The 18444-nt window shown below is 60.4% G+C and carries 15 protein-coding genes and 1 tRNA gene; 6 read left to right on the plus strand and 10 right to left on the minus strand.

The genetic code is table 11. From position 1 onward, the window contains the following. Positions 1-24 precede the first annotated feature (24 nt). From pntB to yqhD, 3 genes are all read right to left on the minus strand, one after another. Complete coding sequence (gene pntB, locus ACM3N8_RS18005; protein ID WP_416016458.1) at positions 25-1509, minus strand: Re/Si-specific NAD(P)(+) transhydrogenase subunit beta; 1485 nt, start codon at positions 1507-1509, stop codon at positions 25-27. Positions 1510-1520: 11 nt separating this feature from the next. Then, a complete protein-coding gene (locus tag ACM3N8_RS18010; RefSeq protein ID WP_043142703.1) occupies positions 1521-3044 on the minus strand; it encodes a Re/Si-specific NAD(P)(+) transhydrogenase subunit alpha in 1524 nt (507 codons plus the stop codon). Between the two features lie 507 nt (positions 3045-3551). Next, on the minus strand, positions 3552-4715 hold the full coding sequence (yqhD, locus tag ACM3N8_RS18015) for an alcohol dehydrogenase (RefSeq protein ID WP_290066085.1): 1164 nt from the start codon (positions 4713-4715) through the stop codon (positions 3552-3554). 145 nt (positions 4716-4860) lie between these two features. Between yqhD and ACM3N8_RS18020 the strand changes: the two genes are divergently transcribed. After that, complete coding sequence (locus ACM3N8_RS18020) at positions 4861-5763, plus strand: AraC family transcriptional regulator (RefSeq protein WP_416016459.1); 903 nt, start codon at positions 4861-4863, stop codon at positions 5761-5763. A 20-nt stretch (positions 5764-5783) separates the two neighbouring features. Next, entirely contained in the window at positions 5784-6296 is a 513-nt protein-coding gene (locus tag ACM3N8_RS18025; RefSeq protein WP_416016460.1) for a lipocalin family protein, read from the plus strand. Positions 6297-6350: 54 nt separating this feature from the next. On the opposite strand, the gene ACM3N8_RS18030 is transcribed toward ACM3N8_RS18025, so the two are convergent. From ACM3N8_RS18030 to ACM3N8_RS18040, 3 genes are all read right to left on the minus strand, one after another. Next, a complete protein-coding gene (locus tag ACM3N8_RS18030) occupies positions 6351-8240 on the minus strand; it encodes a methyl-accepting chemotaxis protein (RefSeq protein WP_043554164.1) in 1890 nt (629 codons plus the stop codon). Between the two features lie 255 nt (positions 8241-8495). Further along, a complete protein-coding gene (locus ACM3N8_RS18035; protein ID WP_416016461.1) occupies positions 8496-9866 on the minus strand; it encodes a phosphatidylserine decarboxylase family protein in 1371 nt (456 codons plus the stop codon). Between the two features lie 318 nt (positions 9867-10184). After that, a tRNA-Trp gene (locus tag ACM3N8_RS18040) sits at positions 10185-10261 on the minus strand. 201 nt (positions 10262-10462) lie between these two features. Here ACM3N8_RS18040 and ACM3N8_RS18045 point away from each other — a divergent pair. The 4 genes from ACM3N8_RS18045 (at position 10463) to ACM3N8_RS18060 (ending at position 13375) form a co-directional block, all read left to right on the plus strand. Further along, positions 10463-11005 carry a hypothetical protein gene (locus tag ACM3N8_RS18045; protein ID WP_416016462.1) on the plus strand — a complete coding sequence of 181 codons (543 nt, stop codon included), beginning with the start codon at positions 10463-10465 and terminating at the stop codon, positions 11003-11005. Positions 11006-11279: 274 nt separating this feature from the next. Further along, on the plus strand, positions 11280-12200 hold the full coding sequence (gene pyrB / locus ACM3N8_RS18050; RefSeq protein ID WP_219593126.1) for an aspartate carbamoyltransferase: 921 nt from the start codon (positions 11280-11282) through the stop codon (positions 12198-12200). A 17-nt stretch (positions 12201-12217) separates the two neighbouring features. Further along, a complete protein-coding gene (gene pyrI / locus ACM3N8_RS18055; protein ID WP_005318436.1) occupies positions 12218-12682 on the plus strand; it encodes an aspartate carbamoyltransferase regulatory subunit in 465 nt (154 codons plus the stop codon). 201 nt (positions 12683-12883) lie between these two features. After that, positions 12884-13375: an arginine repressor gene (locus ACM3N8_RS18060; protein WP_170946560.1), complete on the plus strand. Its 492-nt coding sequence runs from the start codon at positions 12884-12886 to the stop codon at positions 13373-13375. Positions 13376-13541: 166 nt separating this feature from the next. On the opposite strand, the gene ACM3N8_RS18065 is transcribed toward ACM3N8_RS18060, so the two are convergent. The 4 genes from ACM3N8_RS18065 to arcA all read right to left on the minus strand — a co-directional run bounded on the left by ACM3N8_RS18065 (position 13542) and on the right by arcA (position 18387). Then, positions 13542-14948 carry a YfcC family protein gene (locus ACM3N8_RS18065; RefSeq protein ID WP_416016463.1) on the minus strand — a complete coding sequence of 469 codons (1407 nt, stop codon included), beginning with the start codon at positions 14946-14948 and terminating at the stop codon, positions 13542-13544. A 122-nt stretch (positions 14949-15070) separates the two neighbouring features. Then, positions 15071-16075, minus strand: a complete 1005-nt coding sequence (argF, locus tag ACM3N8_RS18070) for an ornithine carbamoyltransferase (protein WP_042870242.1) — start codon at positions 16073-16075, stop codon at positions 15071-15073. Between the two features lie 102 nt (positions 16076-16177). Continuing rightward, positions 16178-17104: a carbamate kinase gene (gene arcC / locus ACM3N8_RS18075; RefSeq protein WP_043142723.1), complete on the minus strand. Its 927-nt coding sequence runs from the start codon at positions 17102-17104 to the stop codon at positions 16178-16180. A gap of 62 nt (positions 17105-17166) precedes the next feature. After that, entirely contained in the window at positions 17167-18387 is a 1221-nt protein-coding gene (arcA, locus tag ACM3N8_RS18080; protein ID WP_042870246.1) for an arginine deiminase, read from the minus strand. Positions 18388-18444: the final 57 nt, after the last annotated feature.

Here is an 18444-nt window from a genome sequence, read left to right on the forward strand (position 1 = left end):
CCTTTTGTCTCTCCTGACCGACGCTTACAGCGCTTTCAGGATGGCCTCGACGCTGGCCTTGGCATCGCCAAACAGCATCTGGGTGTTCTCCTTGAAGAACAGCGGGTTCTGGACACCGGCATAGCCAGTGTTCATGGAGCGCTTGAAGCCGATGACGTTCTGCGCCTTCCACACTTCCAGCACCGGCATGCCGGCGATCGGGCTGCCCGGATCTTCCATCGCAGCCGGGTTGACGGTGTCGTTGGCACCGATCACCAATACCACATCGGTATCGTTGAAGTCGTCGTTGATCTCGTCCATTTCCAGCACGATATCGTACGGGACCTTGGCTTCCGCCAGCAGCACGTTCATGTGGCCTGGCAGACGACCGGCAACCGGGTGGATACCGAAACGCACCTTGATGCCGCGATCACGCAGCTTCTGGGTGATTTCAGCCACCGGATACTGGGCCTGCGCCACCGCCATGCCGTAGCCCGGGGTAATGATGACGGAGCTGGCGTTCTTCAGCAGATCAGCCACTTCCTCGGCGCTGGTTTCGCGGTATTCGCCCATCTCCTGGTCGGCCGTGGAGGCCACGCCGTCGGAGCCGAAGCCACCGGCGATAACGGAGATGAAGGAGCGGTTCATCGCCTTGCACATGATGTAAGAGAGGATGGCACCGGAGGAACCTACCAGGGCACCCACCACGATCAGCAGGTCATTGGAGAGCATGAAGCCCGCCGCTGCCGCCGCCCAACCCGAGTAGGAGTTGAGCATGGAGACCACGACCGGCATGTCGGCGCCACCTATGCTGGCCACCAGATGCCAGCCGAAGGCGAAGGCGATCAGGGTCATCACCAACAGGGCGAAGGTAGAACCACCGGCGTTGACGAAGGAGATCATCAGTACCAGAGAGGCCACCACGGCCAGCAGGTTCAGCTTGTGACGGTGCGGCAGCATCAGCGGCTTGGAAGAGATCAGGCCACGCAGCTTGCCGAAGGCAACCACGGAACCTGTGAAGGTCACGGCACCGATGAAGACGCCCAGGAAGATCTCGACCAGGTGGATGTTCAGCATGGCGCCGGAGAGGTGCTCGACCTGAGCGACGCTGGCCGCCTGTTCGAACGCCGCCCGGGCCGCAGCCAGAGTCGCATCCAGGTTGGAACCGACGGAAACCACCACCTCGGCGGGAGCAGACGGGTGCAGATCGATGAAGCTGTTGAAGCCCACCAGCACAGCCGCCATGCCCACGAAGCTGTGCAGCACGGCGACCAGCTCGGGCATCTCGGTCATCTCGACCTTGAGTGCCAGCCGCACGCCGATGGAACCACCTATGACCATGGCCAGGATGATCCAGTGCACGCCACTGGTTTCCGGGTTGAAGACGGTGGCGAGCAGGGCGATGGCCATACCCGCGATACCGAACAAGTTGCCATGCTTGGCCGTTTCTTGCTTCGACAGTCCCGCGAGACTGAGGATGAAGAGCACGGCGGCAACGATATAGGATGCTGTTACCAGTCCTTGAGACACGTTAAACCCCCTTAATCCTTACGGAACATCTTCAGCATGCGCTGAGTGACTGTGAAGCCACCGAAGATGTTGATACTGGCAATCAGCACGGCGATAAAGGCCAATGCGGTGACCAAAGTCGACCCTTGCCCGATTTGCAGCAGGGCACCGACCACGATAATGCCGGAGATGGCATTGGTGACCGACATCAGCGGCGTGTGCAGGGCGTGAGAAACGTTCCACACCACGTAGTAACCGACCACGCAGGCCAGGATGAATACGGTGAAGTGAGAGAGGAAGGCGGCAGGCGCCACGGCTGCGACCCAACCGAAGGCGGCGATGCCGAGGGCACCGAACACGAACTTCTTGTTGGACGGCTGCTTCGCCTCGGCCTTCTTGACCGGGGCAGCGGCAGGCTTCTGCGGGGCGGCGGAGACGGCGATGGCGGGCGGCGGGAAGGTGACTTCACCGGCCTGGATCACCGTCATGTTGCGCTGCACCACGTCTTCGAAGTTGATGGCAACCTGACCGTCCTTCTCCTTGCACATCAGCTTCATCAGGTTGACCAGGTTGGTACCGTAGAGCTGGGAGGATTGGGCGGGCAGACGACCCGGCAGATCGGTGTAACCTATCACCTTGACGCCATTGGGGGTCACGAACAGCTCGGTCGGCACAGTGTATTCACAGTTGCCGCCGGTGGCCGCCGCCAGATCCACGATCACGGAACCCGGCTTCATGCTGTCGACCATCTCCTTGGTGATCAGCTTGGGAGCGGGGCGACCCGGGATCAGGGCTGTGGTGATGATGATGTCCACTTCCTTGGCCTGCTGGGCAAACAGCGCCATCTCGGCCGCGATGAACTCATCGGACATGACCTTGGCATAACCATCGCTGGAGGCACCGTCTTCGCTGCCGAAGTCCAGCTTGAGGAATTCACCCCCCATGGATTCGATCTGCTCGGCCACTTCCAGACGGGTATCGAACGCCCGCACTATGGCGCCGAGGGAACCGGCAGTACCTATGGCAGCCAGGCCGGCCACGCCGGCACCTATCACCAGTACCTTGGCAGGCGGAACCTTGCCCGCGGCGGTGATCTGACCGGTGAAGAAGCGACCGAACTGGTGCGCGGCTTCGACCACGGCGCGATAGCCGCCTATGTTGGCCATGGAGGAGAGGGCGTCGAGGGACTGGGCACGGGAGATCCGCGGCACCATGTCCATCGCCATCACATTGATGTTGCGCTCGGACAGCTTCTTGACCAGCTCAGGGTTCTGGGCAGGCCAGATGAAGCTCACCAGGGTGGCACCATCTTTAATTTGTGCGATCTCGGCATCGGTCGGCGCATTGACCTTGAAGATAAGGTCGGCTTGCCAGACGCTCGGCACCACGCTGGCACCGGCAGCCTCGAAGGCGGCATCATCGAAGCTGGCCAGCTGGCCGGCACCGGCCTCGATGGCGACCTCGAAGCCGAGCTTTTTCAGCTGCTCAACGGTGGCCGGGGTCGCTGCGACCCGGGTCTCACCGGCGAGACTCTCTCTCGGTATTCCAATCTGCATGACTATTCCCTGATGGTTAATAAACAATCGCTGCCCAGTGTCGCATTTCTGGCGAAACAAGACATGACCAAAGTGCAGGTCACGGGCCCTTTGTTATGAAAATCAGTAGGCTTTACCTCAACCTCCTGTCATGGCCAGGCCCCCGCTTTTCAGGCGCGAAGGTGATTAGTATCAAATTTTGGAGTTTTATTACAACCGCAGTCCCGATGGTGCGCGTACAGAATTCAGCCCATCCCGGAGCATGATTTAAAAAAACAAACCAAATTAGCGACTTATACCAGTAAAAAGCGCTGGAAAAAGTGATCCAACCAGTCAAAAAAAATGTTTTACCGGCCCTCTATCTTAGCGCTTTTTGTTCTTACGAAATTCACTCCGATCACAGATATCGGGGTGAAAGTGGAAAAAGTAACTGTTTTGTAACAGACAAGGGGCCGATCCCCCGTCAAATGGCAGGATCCGGCCCCTTAGGTTCAATCGTTTCGATCCTGATGCCCTGCCGCGACGCCCTTACCAGGCCGCTTCATAAATATGCTGGCTCTGTACCAGGTCGATGTCGCCATGCTCACCGATGGCGGTCATGCCGTGCTCCGCCAGCTTGCCGATCAGGGTGTCTATCCCCAGCGAGGCGACACCATAGTCCCGCAGCCGGGTCTTGACCCCCATTCGCTCGAAGAAGTCACGGGTGGCGGCGATGGCCCCGTCGATGCGATCCTCCTCGCTGCCGCTGCGCAGATCCCACACCCGCTCTGCATATTGCAGCAGCTTGGCATGCTTCTGCTGGCGCTTGGCCTGCAGCAGGGCGGGCAGCACCACCGCCAGGGTCTGGGCGTGGTCGAGACCGTGCAGGGCGGTCAGCTCGTGGCCCAGCATGTGGGTCGCCCAGTCCTGGGGCACACCGGCCCCGATCAGGCCGTTGAGGGCCAGGGTGGCGCTCCACATTATGTTGGCGCGCACCTCGTAGTTTTCCGGCTCCAGCAGCGCCTTGGGGCCCTCCTCGGCCAGGGTCAGCAGCAGGCCTTCGGCGAAGCGATCCTGCACCTTGGCGTTGACCGGATAGGTGAGGTACTGCTCCAGAATGTGGATGAAGGCATCCACCACGCCATTCGCCACCTGGCGGGCCGGCAGGGTGTAGGTGAGCACGGGATCCAGCACGGCGAAGCGCGGCATCACGAAGGGCGAGAAGAAGTGCACCTTGTCGCCGCTGCTGCGACGGGTCACCACGGCGCCCATGTTCATCTCTGAGCCGGTAGCCGGCAGGGTCAGCACGGCGCCGAGCGCAATGGCGGAGCGCACCTCGTTGCCCACGGTCTCGAGTATGTGCCAGGGATCTCTGGCCTCGTCGTAGTGGGCGGCGGCGGCGATGAACTTGGTGCCGTCCAGCACGGAACCGCCGCCGACGGCCAGCAGGAAGTCGATGCGCTCGGCGCGGGCCAGCGCCACCGCCCCCATCAGGGTTTCATAGGTGGGGTTGGGCTCGATGCCGCCGAACTCGAACAGTGTCATGCCGGCCAGCTCGCTGCGGATCTGCGCCAGCAGACCGGTGCGCACCACGCTGCCACCGCCATAGGTGATCAGGATGCGGGCGTCGGGGGGGAGCTGTTCGCGCAGCTGGGCAACCTGGCCCTTGCCGAACAGGATCTTGGTCGGGGTATGCAGGGTAAAATTGTTCATCGACATTGCCTTTTCATGTTCCTAGCGGTCTGGCCGCGAAATGTGATTGCATTTTTCTCCAGACAGCCTCCACCATCAAGGCAACATCCTGCTTGATTCTTGCCTATTTCTACAAAGCAGCCAGAACCACAACAAAAGAGAGACAATGCAGAGCCGCTACGCCGACCTCGCCGCCAAGCTGACCCGTCACGTCACAGCCCCCGGCATCACCCCCTCTCCGGTGGAGCAGGTGAACCTCATCTACACCACCGAGTACCACGGCCGCACCCCTGTGCTCTACCAGCCACGCATGATAGTGATATTGCAGGGGCACAAGGTGGGTTATCTGGCGGATCAGGTGTTTCGCTACGATCCCAACCACTACCTGCTGATGACGCTGCCGCTGCCGTGCGAGTGCGAGTGTTTCGCCTCCCCCGAGCAGCCTCTCATCGGCTTCTCCCTCGAGATCGATCTGGTCACCCTGCAGGCACTCTTGCTGGAGCTGGGCGACGCCCTGCCCGCCCCTGCCCCGCAGAAGAGCGGCGTCCACTCTGTGCCCCTGTCGGAGGCCATGTTCTGCGCCGCCGAACGGTTGATCGACCTGATGGACAAACCCCACCACGCCCGGGTGCTGGGACCGCAGACGGTGCGGGAGATGCTGTTCTACGCCCTGCACGAGGGCGGCGGCCCGGCGCTGCAGGCGCTGGCCAACCGTCACAACCATGTGGGCCAGATCGCCCGTGTGCTGCGTATGATAGAGTCGCGCTTCGCCGACAACCTCACCATGGAGGAGCTGGCGCGGGAGGTGAACATGAGCGTCTCCGCCTTTCACCACCACTTCAAGGCGGTCACGGCCACCTCGCCGCTGCAGTACATCAAGTCGTTTCGCCTGCACAAGGCGCGCATCATGATGCTGCACGACGGTATCAAGGCCGGTGCCGCGGCGGCCAGAGTCGGTTACGAGAGCAACTCCCAGTTCAGCCGGGAGTACAAGCGCTTCTTCGGCAGCACGCCGACGGTTCAGGCCTCCCGCTTCCGGGATGGCCAGCTGCGCATCATCGAAGGATAAATACGAGAGAGGGATTACCTATGCGTTCACTGCTTTGCCTGCTCACCGCCCTACTGCTGACGGCCTGTACCGGCGTGGCCGAGGGTATACGCCCCGTCACCGGTTTCCAGCTAGATCGCTACCTCGGCACCTGGTACGAGATAGCCCGCCTGGACCACAGCTTCGAGCGGGGACTGGAAGAGGTCAGCGCCAGCTACAGCCTGCGTGACGATGGCGGCGTCAAGGTGATCAATCGCGGCAAACAGAGCGATGGCAGCTGGCGCGAGGCCGAGGGCAAGGCCTATTTCGTCGACAAGCCGGACGAGGCGCGGCTCAAGGTGAGCTTCTTCGGCCCCTTCTACGGCGGCTACAACGTCATCGATCTGGACCCCGACTACCAGCTATCCCTGGTAACCAGCTACAACCACGACTACCTCTGGATCCTCTCCCGCGCCCCCAATCCGCCAAAAGCCAAGGTGAATGCGCTGATCGCCAAGGCCAAGAAGCTGGGTTTTGCCACCGACCAGCTGATTTGGGTCAAACAGCCAGGATAAGCGTCAGAAATAGCAAAGGGCAGCCCGCGGGCTGCCCTTTCTCTTACCTGATGATCAGAGCCGGAAGCGGCCTATCTCCTGCTCCAGCCGCTCGGTCAGCGCCTTGAGCTCGGCGGCCTGGGCCGCCTCCTGATTGGCCTGCTCGGCCAGCTCCTGGGAGACGTGGCGTATGTTCTCGGTGTTGCGGCTGATCTCGCTGGTGACCGAGGTCTGCTCCTCCGCCGCCGCCGCTATCTGGGTCGCCATGTCGCTGATGGCGCCGATCGCCTCGTTGATCTGCCCCAGGCTAAGATTGGCGGCTTCCGCATCCTCCACGCTGGTGCCCGCCAGCTGACGGCTGGTCTCCATGCCCCCTACGGCGCGACGAGTGGTCTGCTGCAACGTCTCTATCATCTGCTGGATCTCGTCGGTGGAGTCGTGAGTGCGGCGCGACAGCACCCGCACCTCGTCCGCCACCACCGCAAAGCCGCGCCCCTGCTCACCGGCCCTGGCCGCCTCGATGGCGGCGTTGAGCGCCAGCAGGTTGGTCTGCTCGGCGATGCCGCTGATGGTGGCCAGAATGCCGCTGATCTTCTGGGCGTGGGCATCCAGCTCCACAATGATCTGGCTGGCATCAGCCACCTCGTCCGCCAGCCCTGTGATACTGCGCTGGCTCTGGCCGACCTGGGACTGACCGGCGACGGCCAGCTTGACCGCATCGCCGGAGGTGGTGGCCGCGAACTCGGCGTTGCCGGCAATCTCCTGGGTGGCGGAGGCCATCTCGGTCACCGCGGTCGCCACCATGACGATCTCGTCCTGCTGCTGGCGCACCCGCTGGCTGCGGGCCTGGGCACCGGCCGCCTGGGTGCGGGACTGGGCCGTCAGCTCCAGGGTCACGTCTCGCAGGCGGCTGACGATGCCGTGCAGCCGCGCCACGAACTGGTTGAAACTCTCGGCCAGCTGGCCCACCTCATCCTTGCTGCGAGTATTGATGTGGACCGTGAGATCCCCCTCGCCGTGAGCTATGTCGTGCAAGGCCCCGGCCACCCGCCCCAGATCCTGGAACAGGAACTTGAAGGTGCTGGTCAGCACCAGGCCGAATACCAGGATCAGGCCGGCACTGATGAGTGACAGCTCCCACAGCAGGCTCTGCAGCGGCGCCATCAGCACATCTTCATGCATCACCATGGCCAGCAGCCAGTCGGTGTTGGGAATAGGCAGCACCAGCATCTGGGCATCCCGTCCGCCGATCTGCACCAGCTGCAGGCCGCCCTGCTGGCTCATGCTCACCAGTCGGCCGGCATCCAGCTCAGGTGCCAGATCCTGGCTCTTCTTGAGCGCCAGCGCCTTGTCCGGGTGGGCGACTATGAGGCCACCCTTGTCCAGCAGCATGGCGTAGCCATCCCCCTGTACCCGCATCGCCAGCACATCCTTGATGAGCTGTTCCAGCGCCAGGTTGGCACCGACCACCCCGGCCAGCCGGCCCTGCTGCATCACGGGCTCGGCCAGGGTCACCACCAGTTGCTGCATGGTCACGCTGACATAGGGTTCGGTGATGATGAGCTTGCCCGCCTTGACCGCGTCCTGATACCAGGGCCGCTCGCGCGGGTCATAGTTGCCCTTGTTGAGGGAGGGATCGTTGCGGGTCATCACCCCCTCCTCCGAGCCGTAGTAGGCCAGCCCGAAGCCGCCGGAGCGCAGGGTCTGCTGCAGATGGGGCACCAGTTCGGAGGTCGGGTGGCTGGCGATGACATCGACCTGGGCGGTCAGGCTCTCGCGCCTGTCCTGCATCCATTTGCCTATCCCCTCCGCGTAGGCGCTGGCATAGTTGCGCGCCTCGCTGTCGATGGCGCTCAGGGTCTGGTTTTTCAGGGTATAGAAGGCGGTCATGCCCAGCAGGCAGACCGTGATCAGGACCACGCCAAGACTGGTGGCCAACAACTTGCCGCGAAGGGAGAGATTCATGGGATATCCTTATGGCTGTCTCAATGGCGTCAAACAAAGCTGCACGCCCTGTGTGGACTATATCGACAGAAAATCCCGATCCATGAATTTCAATCCGTTGATTTTAAATGAATCAGTAAGTGAAACCTGGCAATGCCCCTTGCCATCCGGCATGGGAAAATCCCCGCAAAACCCCGGCCGATGCCCCCTCAGCAGGTGTAAAAAAGGCCACCTCCAGTAGGTGGCCAGCGTGCATTCAACCCGCAGAAAAATGCGCTAGCGCACCCGGGCTATGGCGGTGTTGAGCCGCATGTTGCCGGCATCCAGGCTCGGGGTCTGGCCGTAAAAGTCGAACTCCAGCTTGACCCCGGGGCGGAACAGCAAGCAGTGGGTCGAGCCGCCGAAGTGGAACATGCCGAGCTGATCCCCCTTCTTCACCCTGTCCCCCGCCCGCACAGTGATGTCGCAGCTCGATACCTCGGCCATGCCCACAGGCACCACGCACATCAGCCCGATTTTGGGATTGTCGGCTTCGATGAAGATCAGCGCCCGGGTTGCCACCGAGGTGAGGAAGGGCTGCGAGTTGTTGGGGGCGCTGGGATCCGCCCCCTGCGGGTCGACAAAGCCCTCGAACTGGTTCTCCAGATAGTAGGTGCCGTTGACCACGCGCACCTTGCGAATGGTGCCGCTCACCGGGCTGTGCCAACGGTGATAGCTGAGGGCGCTGAGGAAGGCCTGATACACTGTGCCGCCGTCGAAGCGAGGCGCCAGATCATCGAAGTCGAGCATGTTGTCCAGCGAATAGGGCTGACCCTTGAGCCAGAACTGATCGCTGCTGCTCACCTCTTTTCTCACCTGCAGCGGCGCCGATTCGCAGGCGTTGACGATGACGTTGTCATCCGCCGGCGCCGAGACAGGCCGCACACCGGGGCGGAAGGTGCGGGTGAAGAACCCATCCCAACTGCCGAAGCCATGATACTCGGCCGCCGGATCGCACTGGAAGATGGTCTCGAAGCTGGCTGGCGTGGGATTGGGGCCCTCACCCAGGGCGCCGGTCGCCACCTTGACCATCTCGGCCTTGGCCACCTTGCCGAGCCAGGGCACCACCAGTGTCTCATGATCCAGCCGGCTGACCGGCTCGTTCAACACGTAACGCGAAGCCGGGCTTTGCAGAAACAGCGCCCAGTAATCGAGGATCTTCTTGAACTGCTGGTTGATCAGGGCGTTGGCGAAGAAGTGATAACCGGACTGGGTCGCCATGGGCCAGTCGAGCAGCGCATTGATGGGAAAACCTATGAGGCCGGAGGGCTCGTGCGTCGGAATGTCCTGATACGCCTCGGGGGCCGTGGTCATGATGCCGTTGAGCAGCCCCAGAAACTCCTCGAAGGAGCGCACCTCGACCTGACCGAGCGGGGTCAGGTGCTTGTGGCGCCAGGCCTCCTTGAACATGGCTTCGGCCTGGGCGTGCAGCGAAGGGTCGGCGTTGACCAGATCCCGCAGCTCGGCGATGGGCGGCACAAGCGCGCTCGGCTGGTTGGCGACATAGTGCCTGATCCGCCGGATCCAGCGCTCGATATGGGCACTATCCTGTGGCACCCAGCCGCCGGGGCGAGACTTGTTCAGTCGGGTTTCAACTGCCTTGTTCATGAGTCTATCTCCTCAAATGATGTTCACGCCCACAATCCACGGCTTGAGCATTGGCTACCGGTTTGCCATCAACACGCAATGACACCGCCCATGTGGTGTAGCACACGAGCCCGTGAAGCACGATTGCCAGAAACGACAGGGCAAATTGGCGCAATAACGACTAGCGGTCAGGGGCGGTGCGGGATCTGAAGGGAAAGAGGCGCCGGGAACGGGCTGACGCCGCCGTAAAACGGCAACCATAGGAGCAGGTGTGACGGGAGGAAAACCGGGAACGCAGAAATGCGAAAAGCCAGCTCAATGAGCTGGCTTTTCTGAAAATGGCAGGGGCGGCAGGACTCGAACCCGCAACCATCGGTTTTGGAGACCGCTGTTCTACCAATTGGAACTACGCCCCTGCAACAAACGAGGCGAATTATACAAAGCCGGGTTCAAAGGTAAAGGCTTTTTTCTCACTTTCGATTCGATTGCACAAATGACGAGCAACTCGCGGCAATTTTCGCAGCCTGACGGGGTAACTTGCTGTATTTACAGCCTTGTCAGGGTAGGAAAGCCACATAAATGGGGGTAGGGTTAAGTCTGGATCCGGGAGGCTACTCATGCTCAATTACCGCTTGCTCCAACAACTGGCACCGCTCAACTTCAGGGATGAACGCAAGACGGAGTCCCTGCCCGACTATCTCGACCGGGTCGCGCCGCGAGTGCCCTTCATTCCCCACAGCGTGCTTTCCCAGTGGATTTATCGCCATTGGCGCGGTTTTGAGTCCAACTGGAGCTTTATCGACCTGGCCCGTCACCAGTTCGAGTGCGAAGCCTGGCCCACGGAGCAGATCGTGACCCAGGTCAGCTCCCGCCATATGGAGGTGATCGAGCGCTGGGGCGAGATGCTGCGCCACAATCGTTACGTGCGTCGATCCTGGCTCGGCGAATACATGCTGACCCAGGGCACCTGGTCCGAACCCATCATAGTGCTGGCCCCCGCACCGGATAGCCGCTACCCGGACGGACAGCCGCTGCCGCAACCCTATTGCCTGCTGGAAGGGCACCACAGACTCGCCTATCTGCGCTGCATGGCCGAAGATGCCCTGCCCCTGCAAACGGAACACAGCGTGTGGATTTGCCGACCCGTTCACGACACTTAAACGTTTTCCCGTGCAAATCTTGCCTTTGAAATAAATTTTTGACAATTCAAAATGCGACTCTATAATCTGTCCGGTTTTGAAAAAGGTCGAGACGAGACGATGCAGTTTTTGATTCAGAAAACAGCCTTGCAGACGGGTGGAGCGCACCAGAGCGGCCCCGTTGTTTCCGGTTCCCGACCCACAGATCCCCAGTTATTTTTAAAAAAAGCCCCTGTTTCAGGGGCTTTTTTTTGTGCCCGAAAAACCTTCATTGATGTCAAAGGGAATGCAGACGATGACCAATCCACTCTATAAGAAACATGTCATCTCCATTTCGGACCTGACCCGGCCCGACATGGAACTGGTGGTCGCAACCGCACAGCGGTTGAAGGCCGAGCCCGACACCCGCCTGTTGAAAGACAAGCTGGTTGCCAGCTGCTTCTTCGAAGCGTCCACCCGTACCCGCCTCTCGTTCGAGACCGCGGTTCAGCGCCTGGGTGGCAACATCATCGGCTTCGCCGACGGTGGCAACACCAGCGCCAAGAAGGGCGAGACCCTGGCCGACTCCATCAAGATCATCGGCTCCTACTCGGATGCCGTGGTGATGCGCCACCCGAAAGAGGGTGCCGCCCGTCTCGCTTCCGAGTTCTCCCGCGTGCCTGTCATCAACGGTGGTGACGGTTCCAACCAGCATCCGACCCAGACCCTGCTCGACCTCTTCTCCATCCATGAGACCCAAGGCAAGCTCGATGGCCTCAACGTGGCCTTCGTGGGTGACCTGAAATACGGCCGTACAGTTCACTCCCTGGCCCAGGCCCTGAGCCTGTTCAACTGCCGCTTCTTCTTCATCTCCCCGGAAGCGCTGGCGATGCCGGACTACATCTGCGAAGAGCTGGAAGAGAAGGGCATACGGTTCAGCGTGCACGAGACCATGGAAGAGGTGATGCCGGAGCTCGACATCCTCTACATGACCCGGGTCCAGAAAGAGCGCTTCGACGAAACCGAATACAAGCACATGGCCGCCAAGTTCGTGCTGGAGCTGGCCACCCTGGAAGGGGCCAAGCCCACCATGAAGATCCTGCACCCCCTGCCCCGCGTCGACGAGATCGATGTGGCGGTCGACAAGACGCCCTACGCCTACTACTTCCAGCAGGCGGAAAACGGGGTCTACGCGCGCCAGGCACTGCTGGCTCTGGTACTGAACGAAACCGTCTAAGGGAAAAGGGGAACATCATGTCCGAGAAGAATCAACTGCAAGTCGAAGCCATCCGTCACGGCTCCGTCATCGACCACGTCCCCGCCGGCCAGGGCATCAAGATCCTCAAGCTGTTCCAGCTGATCGAGACTCAGGAGCGGATCACCGTCGGTTTCAACCTCAAATCCGGTGCGCTGGGCAAGAAGGATCTCATCAAGATAGAGAACACTCGCCTGACCGCGGAGCAGGCCAACCAGCTGGCCCTGTTCGCCCCCAAGGCAACCGTCAACATCATCGAAGACTTCGCCGTGGTGAAGAAGCATCAGCTGGAACTGCCTGAGTTCATTACCGGTGTGTTCCACTGCCCCAACTCCAACTGCATCTCCCACAACGAGCCGGTCGACAGCTACTTCCGGGTGCGCGAGGTGAAGGGCGTAGTACGCATGAAGTGCAAATACTGCGAGAAGTCCTTCACCCAGGACATCGTCAGCGAACGTTACTGATATCCAAGTGGGCCCCAACGGGCCCATTTTTGACCCCTGTCACATCACAGATTCTCCGTTTAGCTATAATTTGCCATCCTATAAAGGCTAAACATCGTTGATTCCCTGCCTCAGGTCTTACCATCAGAATTTTTAGCTATAAAAAAGCATTGATGGCAGATATCGAGCGATAGCCTCCGGTCACAGTCAAAGGAAATCGCCGTGGTCAAAACCCTCAGTCGCCCCGTTGAACAAGAGCCCGATCTGGCCCAGCTGGATGCCTGTCGCCAGATCATCGGCCAGCACTGCTACAGCACCCAGGAAGAGATCCGCCGCGAGCTATCAGAGCGCGGCTTTGCCGACATCAGCCAGTCCACCATCTCCCGTCTGTTGCGTCGCCTCGGCGTGGCCAAGGCCCAGAATGCCAACGGCAAGAAGGTCTACACCCTGGTGGACGATCAGCTGGAACCCGCCGGCAGCACCCGCTCCATTCACGACATGGTGCGCGAAGTGGTACACAACCAGCAGATGGTGCTGATCCACACCACACCGGGCGCCGCCACCGTCGTGGCCCGTCTGCTGGATCGCAACGCCAATCCCGAGATCATGGGCGCCGTCGCCGGCAACGATGTTGTGCTGGTCGCCCCGCGCCATATCAGCCGTACCCGTCAGGCCCACGCCGCCGTGGTGCGCACCCTGGAGCAGGCCCGCTGAGCTCCTCCCCTGAATGCAGCAAGGCGACCCTGGGGTCGCCTTTTTGTTGTCTTGCCCACCTGTGATTGCGGGCTCATGTAAGAGGAGTGCCGGATTCCCTGTCCTGTTTCTCGGCCATAAAAAACGGGAGCCACAGGCTCCCGTTTCATATTGCATGTCATCGGTGTCATGAGAGCACGGCGCCCAGACTGAGGCAGACCACGATCAGCACTGTCAGGATACCGAGCAGCGGAGCCACCCACTTCAGCCAGCGCACATAAGGCACCTTGGCGATGGCCAGACCGCCCATGACGACGGCGGAGGTCGGGGTCACCAGGTTCACCAGACCGGAGGCAGACTGATAAGCGGTCACCACCAGCTCGCGACCCACGTTGGCGAAGTCGGCCAGCGGCGCCATGATAGGCATGGTCAGCACGGCCAGACCGGATGAGGATGGCACCAGGAAGGAGAGCACCACTTCCAGCACGAACATGACGTTGATGAACACCACTGTGGAGAGACCGGTCACTATTCCTTCTGCGCTGTGCAAAATGGTGTGAGTGATCATGCCGTTGTCCATCACCACTACGATACCGCGGGCGATACCTATGATGAGGGCCACACCGAGCAGGTCACGGGCACCGTCGATGAAGTTGGAGGTCAGCTCCTCCTCGCTCATGCGGGAGATGACGCCGACTATGATGGCGGCGGCCAGGAAGACGCCGGAGATCTGCGCCATCCACCAGCCGAGCACGGCCACCCCGTAGATCATCACGGCGAAGGCGGCGACGAAGATACCCAGCACTATCTTGCGAGTCAGAGTGAACTCCAGCATCTGGTCGCTCTTGTTGCCGAGGAAGTGGGCACGGTTCTCTTCCCACTTGTCAGCCACCAGGGACTTGCTGGGGTCGTTGCGCACCATCTTGGCATAGCGCATGACATAGGCCACGCACAGCAGCCAGCCGGCAACCAGCATGGCGACGCGCAGCCAGATACCGTCGGTGAAGGAGATGCCGGCGGCGTTGGCGGCAATCACGGTCGCAAACGGGTTGATGGTGGAGCCCAGAGTACCGATACCTGCACCGAGCAACACTGTCGCGGCGGCAACCACGGGGTCGAAGCGGGCGGCCATCATCACGGGGACCAGCAGGGTATAGAAAGGCAGCGACTCTTCAGCCATGCCGTAGATGGTACCGCCTGCGGCGAACAGCGCCATCAGGATCGGGATCATCCACTCTTCACGGCCGCGCAGGCGGTCGGTAACGCGCTCTATCCCGGCATCGATGGCACCTGTCTTGGTCACAATGCCAAGAAAACCACCGATGATCAGGATGAACAGGGAGACGTCGATGGCGCCAGCCTGATAGGTGTCATGGTTGTAGAGACCGTCGATGGGTGCCAGCAGCACGTCGACTATCCCCTGGGGATTCCCCTCTACCAGCTTGTAGGTTCCGGCCACCGGCACTTCCTTGCCGAGGGCGTCGTTCATGATCATGTCGTATTTGCCGGCTGGCACTACCCAGCTCAGGGCGGCCACCAAGGCGATCAGCACAAACAGTATGGTGTAGGCTGATGGGAACTTGAATTTGGTCATGGTCCAGCTTCCTTCTGTGGTGTGGTATCCATGCAAGCTGCGGGTCGTAGGGTTAGAGGTATTATGCCGCCGTCACATGGTCGAAAAGCCGGGGGTCGCCCCCCGGCACCACTACTGCGACCTTAGTCGCCCAGCGTAGCAACCATCACTGCCTTGATGGTGTGCATCCGGTTTTCGGCCTCGTCAAACACGATGCTGTGCTCGGATTCGAACACGTCCTCGGTCACTTCCAGACCTTTCATCCCATATTTGTCAGCCACTTCCTTGCCCATGGTAGTTTCATCGTTGTGGAACGCCGGCAGGCAGTGCATGAACTTCACATCCGGGTTCTTGGTGGCGTTGATGACATCCATGTTGATCTGGTACGGGGTCATCAGTTTCACCCGTTGATCCCAGGCTTCTTTCGCTTCGCCCATGGAAACCCAAACGTCTGTGTAGAGGAAGTCGGTACCCAGCACGCCCTCTTTCACATCCTCGGTCAGGGTGATGCGAGCGCCTGTCTCTTCGGCGATCAGGCGGCACTTGGCAACCAGCGCTTCTTCCGGCCAGAAGGCTTTCGGTGCGACCAGGCGAATGTCCATGCCCATCTTGGCGGCGCCGACCATCAGGGAGTTGCCCATGTTGTTGCGGGCATCACCCAGGTAGGCGAACTTGATTTGATCCAGACGTTTGCCCTTGCCGTGCTCCAGCATGGTCATGAAGTCAGCCAGGATCTGGGTCGGGTGGAATTCGTTGGTCAGGCCGTTCCAGACAGGGACACCGGCATAGGCACCCAGCTCTTCCACGATTTCCTGGCCATAGCCACGGTATTCGATGCCGTCATACATGCGGCCCAGTACACGTGCTGTGTCCTTCATGGACTCCTTGTGACCGATCTGGGAACCGCTTGGGCCGAGGTAGGAAACTTGAGCGCCCTGGTCGAAGGCCGCCACTTCAAACGCACAACGGGTACGGGTGGAGGTCTTCTCGAAGATCAGAGCGATGTTTTTGCCGGTCAGGTGCTTGCGCTCATAGCCACCGTACTTGGCTTTCTTCAGGTCGATGGCCAGGTCGATCATGTATTGGATTTCGCGCGGGGTGAAGTCCAGCAGTTTCAGGAAGTTACGGTTACGCAGATTAAAAGCCATGATGAGTTCTCTCTATATTTGTTCAGACCAATTTGGGCAGTGTTATTGACTACGCATACACAGTACAAACTTGTTCAGGCCCCATTCGGGCAGTGTTGTTGACTAGGCATTCACGGTGCGGGTGGCAACGATATTGGTGCCGGCTTCGCCCTTGAGGATGGCCAGGCCATCTTCCAGAGAACCGATCCCGACCATGCCGCCGGTCGCTTTGACAAATTCGCAGGACGCTTCGACCTTGGGTCCCATGGAGCCTGCATCGAACTTGACGCCAGCCAGTTCGGCCGGGCTGGTGACGCGCAGCGGGTGCTGGGTCGGTTTGCCCCAATCCAGGTAGACGGCATCGGCGTCGGTCAGGATCAGCAGGGCATCGGCCTTGATCTGCTTGGCCAGGTAGGCGGCAGACATGTCCTTGTCGATGACGGCTTCGATGCCAGTCAGGCACTGACCATCCCAAGTCACGGGAATGCCACCACCACCGGTACAGATGATGAGGTGTCCCTGGGCTATCAGGGTTTCGATGGCATCGCCTTCGACGATGCGCTGGGGCAACGGAGACGGCACCACGCGGCGGAAGAACTTGCCGTCAGCCTTGACCACCCAGTGCTTCTCTTCGGCCAGGATGCGGGCTTCGGCTTCGTCATAGACGGGTCCGATAAATTTGGTCGGATTGGCAAATGCCGGATCCTTGGGATCGACCTGTACCTGGGTCAGCAGCGCGGTGACGTTGCGGCTCGGCATCAGGTTTTTGAGCTCCTGGATCAGCATGTAGCCGATCATGCCCTGGGACTCGGCACCCAGCACATCCAGAGGATAGGGCGCGACCTTGGTATAGGCGCTGTTTTGCAGGGCCAGCAGGCCGACTTGCGGGCCGTTGCCATGCACCAGCACCACGTTGTATTCCTGAGCGATCAAGGCGATGGTCTTGGCGGCGGTGGCGATGTTCTTGCGCTGGATATCCGCTTCAAGGGGCTCACCACGACGGAGCAGGGCATTGCCACCCAGGGCGACGACGACAGTTGGTTTTTTCATGAGTGTTGATCTCGAGTCTTGGTATCTGTGGCGCCAGCCTCTGCCGGCGCCACGCCGTCTTGTTAGATGCCGTCACGTTCCATCGGGCAGCTCATGCAGCGGGCGCCGCCGCGGCCACGACCCAGTTCTTCACCCGGGATGGAGAGAACTGTGATGCCGGCCTTGTCATATTTCTCGTTGGTGTAGGTGTTGCGCTCATAACCCACGACCACGCCAGGACGCACCGTCAGCACGTTGTTGGCATCGTTCCACTGTTCGCGTTCGGCTTCGAAGGTGTCACCACCTGTGGTGATGAGCTTGAGCTGATCCACACCCAGCGCCTTCTCGATGGCGGTCACGAAGTAACCCTCTTCCTTGATGTTCATGCCGGTGGCACCGCCCGGAGTCAGACTCCAGCAGTTCACATCCTTGCGGATGACTTCCGGATAGACGGAGAAGGTGTCTATGTCCATGTGGGTCATGACGGTATCCAGGTGCATGCAGCTGCGGTGTTTCGGCAGTTGCATGGCGATGACCTGTTTGGCCTGACCGTGTTTGAACAGGCTGCGCGCCAGGTGCTCGACCCCTTGCGGCGTGGTGCGCTCGGACATGCCGATGAGCACGGCGCCACGGCCGATGACCAGCACGTCACCCCCTTCGATGGTGGAGTTGTCGTAGTCACGATCCTCGTCACCGAAGTACTTGATGAAGTCCTGACCGGCAAACTGCGGGTGCCAGCGGTAGATGGCCTTCACATGGTTGGTCTCGCGGCGACGGGCGGCCTTGGCCATGGGGTTGATGGAGACGCCACCATAGACCCAGCAGGAGGTGTCACGGGTAAAGAGATGATTGGGCAGCGGCTCTATGATGAAGTCGGTCGGGGCGTGCATGCCCACTACCATGTTGACGCCGCTGTAAGGCATCTCTGAGTAGGTCAGGCCACCGGAGAGAATGCGGGCCAGTTCGCGGTGCGGCATGTCAGCCAGGAAGCAGCGCACGTCGTTGGCAAGGGAAGAACCGAGGCGATAATCGGAGACCTGATGTTGCAGCAGCCAGGTTTTGGCTTCCGGCACATCCAGAGTCTCGGCCAGCAGGTTGGTCAGCAGGAAAACTTCGACATTCTGATCGCGCAGTACCTGAGCGAATTTGTCGTGCTCCTGACCGGCGCGTTCAACCGACAGGACATCATCAAACAACAGGTCCTGGCAGTTGGAAGGGGTCAGACGCTTCAGACTGAGGTTGGGGCGGTGCAGCATGACACGGCGCAATTGGCCAACTTCAGAACCTACATAAAATTTGCTCATGATTATATTCCGTCTAGCAGTGGTCCCTGCGAGTGATTGAATAGATCCCTTCTATTC

Source organism: Aeromonas sp. A04 (genome assembly GCF_047780465.1).
GTDB lineage: Bacteria > Pseudomonadota > Gammaproteobacteria > Enterobacterales > Aeromonadaceae > Aeromonas > Aeromonas bestiarum.